Here is a 7,320-nt window from a genome sequence, read left to right as displayed (position 1 = left end):
CCTTCCCAGAAAAAAAATTCTGGTACTATGGCCTCTGCTGACTTCTCACGGCAAGCTTTACTCCGTGTTCGGATGATCCCTACTTCACGTCCGTGAGACCTCCCCGGGTAAGAGCGATAACCTTCATCCCATATAGCCGCCGCATTTACCAGCAAGGGTTCGGGTAGCATTGGACTTTGTTTTGTAATGCAAACTCATCCGCCCTGTACCGGCCTCAGTATGCGGTTTCTGTTCGTCAGCCCGGGATTTTGCCTCCGGCTTCCTTCAGACTCCATCTCGCGATGGACGCCCTTGCCTTCAACTAACGCTTCCTGCTACCGAGCGCGTAGTGGACTTGCACCACCAAGTTATCGCCCATGCCGGGCGCACATCAAAAGGGACTGTCCCTCTTGTTCCAAAAGGGACTGTCCCTCTTGTTCCCTCTTGTTCCAACCATCATTCTCCTCGACAGGGCACGCCCAAATTTGCTATACTGTTCTTAAATGCAGCACGCGTTAAACCACCAATCGGAACAGGGGGCAGACTATGTTTGGGAAAAAAAGTGACAACCGCTTTGAAACCACCTATTCCCAAGGAAAAATCAGCGTGACTCGAATTCTCGTCGACCGTGAAACCGGTGTCAACTACCTTTTTGTTTCCGATGGTTCCTCAGCCGGACTAACCCTCCTCGTCGACAGAGAGGGCAACCCCATCATCTCTCGAGTTGAGGACAACACCACCCTCTAACCAAGCTACGCACAGACTCATCCTCCTCACCCTGCATATAACCTCAAAGGCCGTAGCTCGCTGCGGCCTTTCGCATATCCCAAAAAGGGCAGGTGCGCCATGACCCCGCGAAAATATGTCACCATAGACCGCCACTACATTTATAATCGCCAGCACGGCAACTGCTTTTTCTGCGGTAAGCCCCTCAAAATGGGAAGTCTCAGCGTGGATCACTATCTCCCAAAAAGCGCCGGCGGCACGAACGACGTCTTCAACCTCGTCGCTTCTTGCAAGGCCTGTAACGCTGATAAGCTCGACACCGTCCCGGAAGACGTCGCCGAACGCCATATTCAGTGGTTTATCCAGGCCTATGACGACCACCACATCCTCACCAAGTCCTCCATCACGATCCCAAAGGAAACACTCAGGCAGTGGATCCACAGCATCCACCGCGTCTACCCCAGTGGCGATTTCACCGTCTTCGAAGCTCCGGGCCATCGGTTTTATGTAAGACTGAATCAAATTGAAAAAGTTATTGCTTTTCATTTGGCAGACCCGGAATTGTTTTAATTTGTGTCTCACAAAACGACATACAAAAATTACTTTCTCGAATTCAGGAAGTCACGGCGCTCAAAAAGTATTAAAATCAATTTAGAACTTAGTCTTCACGCAAGAAATTAATTTCCACCACCGGAGGCGACCCCCATGCATCAAACTCATTTTTATACTTATACGACCATACTTGGCTCTATCACCATAGCAGACAACGGATCAGCGATTACCCATCTGATCATAGGCGACCCATCCACTGGAATAGTCGCTTCTGACGCCAATAGAATAAAAGGCGAAACACCCTTGATTCTGGAAGCCCACCGGCAGCTGGAAGCCTACCTGAAGGGCACCCGCCAAAGCTTTGACCTCCCACTCGCACCAGCCGGGACCGACTTCCAGCAAAAGGTCTGGAACGCCCTTCGAGAAATCCCATATGGCACCACGCAAACCTATACGGACATAGCCCGCGCCATAGGCAGCCCAAGCGCCTCAAGGGCAGTGGGCACCGCCTGCGGCCGCAATCCTGTCCTGATCCTCACACCCTGCCACAGGGTCATTGGCACAAATGGCAAACTCACAGGCTTTGCCGCCGGCCTCGACGTCAAAGCTGCCTTACTGCAGCTGGAACAGGCCAACCAACACAATGAAAATAAGGGCAGCTGAAAATATTACACTGCGGAGGTCCCATGTTCACAACAAGCCCAGAAATGCTGACCTTTGATCAGGGCCTTCGTGCCCAGGATCCATAATTGGTCCGTTTGCGACAGCTTTTGTGCAGGTCTTAAATTCGTCAAGGAAAAGAGGGCGGAGACCTGGGACTTCACGACGCGCTACTTGCTATCCGAACGGGAATTTGAATTTCGTTTTGGCGCAGTGATGCTTCTGAATCATTACTTAACCGAAGCTTGGCTGGAGGATGTGCTGGGAGCGTACCTTGACCATCGGCATGAAAAGTATTACGCGAAAATGGCCATAGCCTGGGGACTGTCCCAAGCTTTCGCTTTCGATCCAAGCACAACACTCAGCCAGCTCGAGGCCAATAAGCACAAATTGGACCCTTTTGTCCATCAAAAAGCCCTCCAGAAAATCCTCGAGTCCAGAAAAGTGAGCCCTGAGCACAAAGCCATCATAAAATCTCTGAAAAGCGTGAAAGGAGGGGCGTCCAGTGGCTGATCAGAAAATGACGGACAAGGCGCCGCACTCAGTCGACCCGGTTAAACTCGCTGCAGTCCTGAACTCGGACGCTGCTTATGACGGCAAATTTTTCTATGCTGTCAAATCCACGGGCATCTTCTGCCGTCCCTCCTGCAGGTCGAGAGCGCCTAAGCCGGAAAATCTTGACTTTTTTGATACCCGGGACGCAGCTCTGGCTGCAGGTTACAGGCCTTGTAAGCGCTGCAGGCCGGATCTGTCTGACTACGCGCCATACGAGCATTCCACCGAAGCCTTGCGTGAGGCCATTGAAGTCCACCTCCTTGACCCCGAAGTCCTGGCACCCCTCCTTAAAGCCCTTGGCGGACATCAAGCCTCCGTTAAAGCCGCTTTCAACGCACACTACGGCTGTCTCCCCATGGAGATGATCCTACAAAAACGCCTTGAAATAGCCGCACGTTCTCTCATAACCTCAAGCGCCCCCATCCTCCAAATCGCCCTCTCCAGCGGCTTCTCAAGCCAATCCGCTTTCTACGCCGCCTTTAAACGGGCCTATCACATGTCTCCCGGAAAATTCAGGGCAAACCACCAACTCATTTAGAAAAACAGCGAGGCTGAATGCCTTGCTTTTTTTTTGCTCAAGTAGTCAGTATAATTCAAAGGGCACCTATGGAGTAGGGCACACACTGGGGTAGGGCACACGGGGTCAGACCCGCGCCGATTGTATTCCGGCCCAGTCCCGCACCAAACCCACAAGCGGGCCCAGTCCCACACCAAATCTCCATTCCGGCCCAGTCCCCAACCAAACCCTCAGGTGGGCCCAGTCCCCAACCAAAAAACCATTCCCAACCATTTCACTCGGCTTTGTACGTGAAAAAGTGCAAGAATACTGGCATATTTCCACCTTATGAGCCTTGACACACAATTAACCGCGTATTATACTTGATTTGAATTCCCACCCTATAAGTCGGGATTGAATTCGTTACAACCTTTCAGCAACCTATCAGCAACACATCAACAATAATTTAACGCCATAATATCACCGTAACCCATAATACATCGCACACCACCAACCCCACTCGTCCAAACGAGGTGACAAAAAATGAAACTCTCCACCCGGGGCCGCTACGGCCTCAAAGCCATGTTCGACCTGGCCCTCAATGACGGCGACGCGCCCATCTCCCTGACCTCCATCGCGGAGCGGCAGGGGATCAGCGTCAACTACCTGGAACAGCTCATCGCCCCCCTGAAAAAAGCCGACCTCGTCAAGAGCGTCCGCGGCGCCCAGGGCGGCTATCTCCTCAACAAACCCGCTGACCAGATCACCGTCGCAGATATCCTGATCGTCCTCGAAGGCCCCCTCGGCCCCACGGAATGCGTCCGGCTCCTGGGCGACGACGCCTGCGAGCAAGCAGACTACTGCGTCACCCACATGATCTATGAAAAAATGCGCGACAGCCTGCTTCAGGTCGTCACGACCATTACCCTAAAAGATATGGTGCTTGACCACAAACGCATGCACGCCGGCCCCATTGATACTCAATTTTTTTGCAACAAGTAATGAACGGATGGGTCATTGCGCTGGCAGCTGACCATCGGCAAAAAATAATCTTTGAAGCGCACCACAAGCACCTCAAGCACCTCAAGCACCAAAAATCGATAAGACTATTATCCAGAAGGAGTCCTGCCCAATGAGAAGCGTCTACATGGACCATTCCGCCACCACACCCGTCAAACCAGAAGTCGTCGAGGCCATGCTCCCTTACTTCACGGAAATCTACGGCAACGCCTCCAGCGTCCACGCCTTCGGCCGCGAAGCCCGTAAAGGCGTCATGAGCGCCCGCAACACGATCGCTGAATACATTGGCGCCAGCGTCGACGAGCTCTTTTTCACCGCCGGCGGCACCGAGTCCGACAACTGGGCCATCCGCGGCGTCGCCCACGCCAACAAGCAAAAGGGCAACCACATCATCACCACCACCATTGAACACCACGCCGTCCTCCACGTCTGCGAGATGCTGGAAAAGGAAGGCTTTGAAGTGACCTATCTCAAAACAGATGCCGATGGTCTCATTTCCCTCAAAGACCTCGAAGCCGCCATCCAGCCAAGCACCATCCTGATTTCCATCATGGCCGTCAACAACGAGATCGGTACCATACAGCCTATAGAAGAAATTGGCCAAATCGCCAAAAAGCACGGCGTCCTCTTCCACACTGACGCCGTCCAGGCCCTCGGCAAGATCGAGCTGGACGTCAACAAACAGAACATCGACCTCATGAGCTTCTCCGCCCACAAGCTCTACGGGCCAAAGGGCATAGGCGCCCTCTACGTCCGTAAGGGCACCCGCATCAAGAACCTCATGGATGGCGGGGCACAGGAGAAGAAGCGAAGACCGGGCACGGAAAACGTCCCGGGCATCATAGGCTTCGGCAAAGCCGTCGAGCTGGCAGCGGAAGGCTTCGAAGAAAACAACGCCCGCCTCATCCGCCTCAGGGACAAGATGATCGCCGGCATTGAAGCCACGATCCCATACATCCGCCTCAACGGCCACCGCACCAAGCGCCACCCGGGCAACGTCAATTTCTGCTTTGAATTCATTGAAGGCGAGTCGCTCCTGCTGAGCCTCGACCTCGTTGGCATAGCGGCCTCCAGCGGCTCCGCCTGCACCTCGGGCTCCCTGGACCCATCCCACGTCCTCATGGCCATAGGCCTCACCCACGAAATTGCCCACGGCAGCCTCCGGCTTTCCCTCGGCGAGTTCACCACGGACGAGGACGTCGACTACGTCATTGAGCAGCTGAAGCCTATCGTTGAGCGCCTGCGCAGCTACTCCCCACTATACGAAAAAGCCACTGGAGGAACGCGATAATGTATAACGAAAAAGTCATGGAACACTTCACTAACCCGAGAAACGTCGGCGAAATCCCTAATGCCGATGGTATGGGCGAAGTCGGCAACGCAAAATGCGGCGACATCATGCGTATGTACCTCAAGATCGAAGATAACCGCATTGTCGACGTGAAGTTCAAGACCTTTGGCTGCGGCTCCGCCATCGCGTCGTCCAGTGTTGCCACAGAGCTCATCAAGGGCCGCACCATCAAGGAAGCCCTCACCCTCACCAACCAGGAAGTCATCGCTGCCCTGGGCGGCCTGCCAACAGTCAAAATCCACTGTTCCGTCCTGGCTGAGCAAGCCATCAAGGCCGCGCTCCTCGACTACGCCAACAAAAACGGCCTCACCTTCGACGAACTCGCAGACTTCAACCCGGATGACGACGGCCACGACCACGGCCACGATGAGGACGAGCACGAGCACTAAACCCATTCCTTGAACAAGACCCCCAAGACCCCCAAGATGCAGGCGAAACCACCTGCATCTTTGTTTTAGTAGAAGAATCAAGAGGGACGGTCCCGCACCAGTGGGCCCAGTCCCGCACCGAAAATCAAAAGGGACGGTCCCGCACCACCGGGCCCAGTCCCGCACCAAACACAACCCCCGAACGGAGGCACACAGCTATGCCAAACAAAAACCGCGTCGTCGTCGGCATGAGCGGCGGCGTCGACAGTACCGCCACCGCCTGGCTTCTCAAGGAAGCCGGCTACGACGTCATAGGCGTCACCATGAAGCTCTGGGAAGACGACGACCCGGATTACGTCGAAAAAGAAGGGGGCTGCTGCAGTCTCTCCTCCATAAACGACGCCCGCCGGGTCTGCGACAAGATTGGCATACCTTTCTATGTCATCAACTTCAAAGACATCTTCAGGGAGAAAGTCATTGACTACTTCATAGACGAATACCAGCACGGCCGCACACCCAACCCGTGCATTGCCTGCAACAAATTCGTCAAGTTTGACGCCCTCATCAAAAAAGCCCACGAGCTCGACGCCTACTACGTCGCCACGGGCCACTACGCCAAAATCGAGCAGCTCCCGGACACCGGCCGCTACGTCATCCGCCTCTCCGAAGAGAAGCGCAAGGACCAGACCTATGTCCTGTGCAACCTCACCCAGGACCAGCTCCAGCACATCCTGATGCCCCTGGGCGACTTCGACTCCAAAGAAAAAGTCCGTGAGATCGCGGCCCGCTTTGACCCCCACGTCGGCGGCAAGTCCGACTCCCAGGAGATCTGCTTCATCCCGGACGACGACCACTCCCGCTTCCTGACCGAGCATATTGGCGACCAGATCACCCCCGGCGACTTCGTCGACCCAAAAGGGGAGAAGCTGGGCCGGCACAAAGGCATTGTCCACTATACCATAGGCCAGCGCAAAGGCCTCGGCCTCTCTCTGGGAAGACCCGGCTACGTCACCAAAATCGAAACCGACACCAACCGCGTCGTTGTGGGCGGGGCAGAGGACGTCTTCTCGGACACCCTCTACGCAAACGACCTCAACTTCATGCCCTTTGAGACCCTCACCGAGCCCATGCGCGTCATGGCCAAGATCCGCTACGCCGCGCCGCCCGCCGAGGCCACCATCAGCCCGGCAGGGGAAGACCACGTCAAGGTCGTCTTTGACAAGCCCCAGCGCGCCATTACCCCGGGCCAGGCCGTAGCCTTTTACGTGGGCGACATGTTAATAGGCGGCGCCACGATCTTGTAAGAACCCTTCAAAAACAAAAAGGAGGCCCTGCCGATGGTCACCCGCCAACCCCATCACCCATTTTCCTTTCTCAAATCAACCATAACCGTAACAGGCATTGGTCTCAGCCTTGGGCTGTATGTCATGAAGCAGGACTAAGGATATACTAAGGATAAGCTATTGTAAGCCCTGGAATCAAAGCGTTCCAGGGCTTTTTCTTGAAAGAATTCCGGTCGGGGACAGGGACAGACCAAACATCAATTACCAAAATCACACCTCTCGGTCTGTCCCTGTCCCCAACCACACCCAACCACATTCTCCCTCAAATCC

9 protein-coding genes are annotated in these 7,320 nt (G+C 54.7%); all 9 read left to right on the top strand.

Annotated elements, in window-relative coordinates:
- The first annotated feature begins 525 nt into the window (after positions 1-525).
- Positions 526-726 (top strand): DUF6440 family protein, encoded by a 201-nt coding sequence (locus BLP63_RS14785; RefSeq protein WP_092592923.1) that lies wholly within the window; start codon positions 526-528, stop codon positions 724-726.
- Between the two features lie 99 nt (positions 727-825).
- Entirely contained in the window at positions 826-1,275 is a 450-nt protein-coding gene (locus tag BLP63_RS14780) for an HNH endonuclease (RefSeq protein ID WP_092592921.1), read from the top strand.
- Between the two features lie 135 nt (positions 1,276-1,410).
- Positions 1,411-1,920, top strand: a complete 510-nt coding sequence (locus BLP63_RS14775; RefSeq protein ID WP_092592919.1) for a methylated-DNA--[protein]-cysteine S-methyltransferase — start codon at positions 1,411-1,413, stop codon at positions 1,918-1,920.
- A 54-nt stretch (positions 1,921-1,974) separates the two neighbouring features.
- Complete coding sequence (locus BLP63_RS14770) at positions 1,975-2,430, top strand: DNA alkylation repair protein (RefSeq protein WP_139159849.1); 456 nt, start codon at positions 1,975-1,977, stop codon at positions 2,428-2,430.
- Positions 2,423-3,010, top strand: coding sequence for a bifunctional transcriptional activator/DNA repair enzyme AdaA (locus BLP63_RS14765; RefSeq protein WP_092592915.1), 588 nt, complete (start codon positions 2,423-2,425; stop codon positions 3,008-3,010). The genes BLP63_RS14770 and BLP63_RS14765 overlap by 8 nt, the downstream gene beginning before the upstream one ends.
- A gap of 501 nt (positions 3,011-3,511) precedes the next feature.
- A complete protein-coding gene (locus BLP63_RS14760; RefSeq protein WP_092592913.1) occupies positions 3,512-3,970 on the top strand; it encodes an RrF2 family transcriptional regulator in 459 nt (152 codons plus the stop codon).
- Between the two features lie 130 nt (positions 3,971-4,100).
- Entirely contained in the window at positions 4,101-5,279 is a 1,179-nt protein-coding gene (gene nifS, locus BLP63_RS14755) for a cysteine desulfurase NifS (protein WP_092592911.1), read from the top strand.
- Positions 5,276-5,728, top strand: a complete 453-nt coding sequence (nifU, locus tag BLP63_RS14750) for a Fe-S cluster assembly scaffold protein NifU (RefSeq protein WP_334292604.1) — start codon at positions 5,276-5,278, stop codon at positions 5,726-5,728. The genes nifS and nifU overlap by 4 nt, the downstream gene beginning before the upstream one ends.
- 197 nt (positions 5,729-5,925) lie before the next feature.
- Entirely contained in the window at positions 5,926-7,011 is a 1,086-nt protein-coding gene (mnmA, locus tag BLP63_RS14745; protein WP_092592907.1) for a tRNA 2-thiouridine(34) synthase MnmA, read from the top strand.
- Positions 7,012-7,320: the final 309 nt, after the last annotated feature.

Source organism: Acidaminobacter hydrogenoformans DSM 2784 (assembly GCF_900103005.1).
GTDB lineage: Bacteria > Bacillota > Clostridia > Peptostreptococcales > Acidaminobacteraceae > Acidaminobacter > Acidaminobacter hydrogenoformans.
This window is presented reverse-complemented; position numbering and strand designations above follow the sequence as displayed.

What these genes read in the sequence shown, in the direction of transcription:
- BLP63_RS14760 (WP_092592913.1), top strand. Translation starts at nt 3,512, where the DNA reads ATGAAACTCTCCACCCGGGGCCGCTACGGCCTCAAAGCCATGTTCGAC.
- BLP63_RS14780 (WP_092592921.1), top strand. Translation starts at nt 826, where the DNA reads ATGACCCCGCGAAAATATGTCACCATAGACCGCCACTACATTTATAAT.
- BLP63_RS14775 (WP_092592919.1), top strand. Translation starts at nt 1,411, where the DNA reads ATGCATCAAACTCATTTTTATACTTATACGACCATACTTGGCTCTATC.
- nifS (WP_092592911.1), top strand. Translation starts at nt 4,101, where the DNA reads ATGAGAAGCGTCTACATGGACCATTCCGCCACCACACCCGTCAAACCA.
- BLP63_RS14785 (WP_092592923.1), top strand. Translation starts at nt 526, where the DNA reads ATGTTTGGGAAAAAAAGTGACAACCGCTTTGAAACCACCTATTCCCAA.
- mnmA (WP_092592907.1), top strand. Translation starts at nt 5,926, where the DNA reads ATGCCAAACAAAAACCGCGTCGTCGTCGGCATGAGCGGCGGCGTCGAC.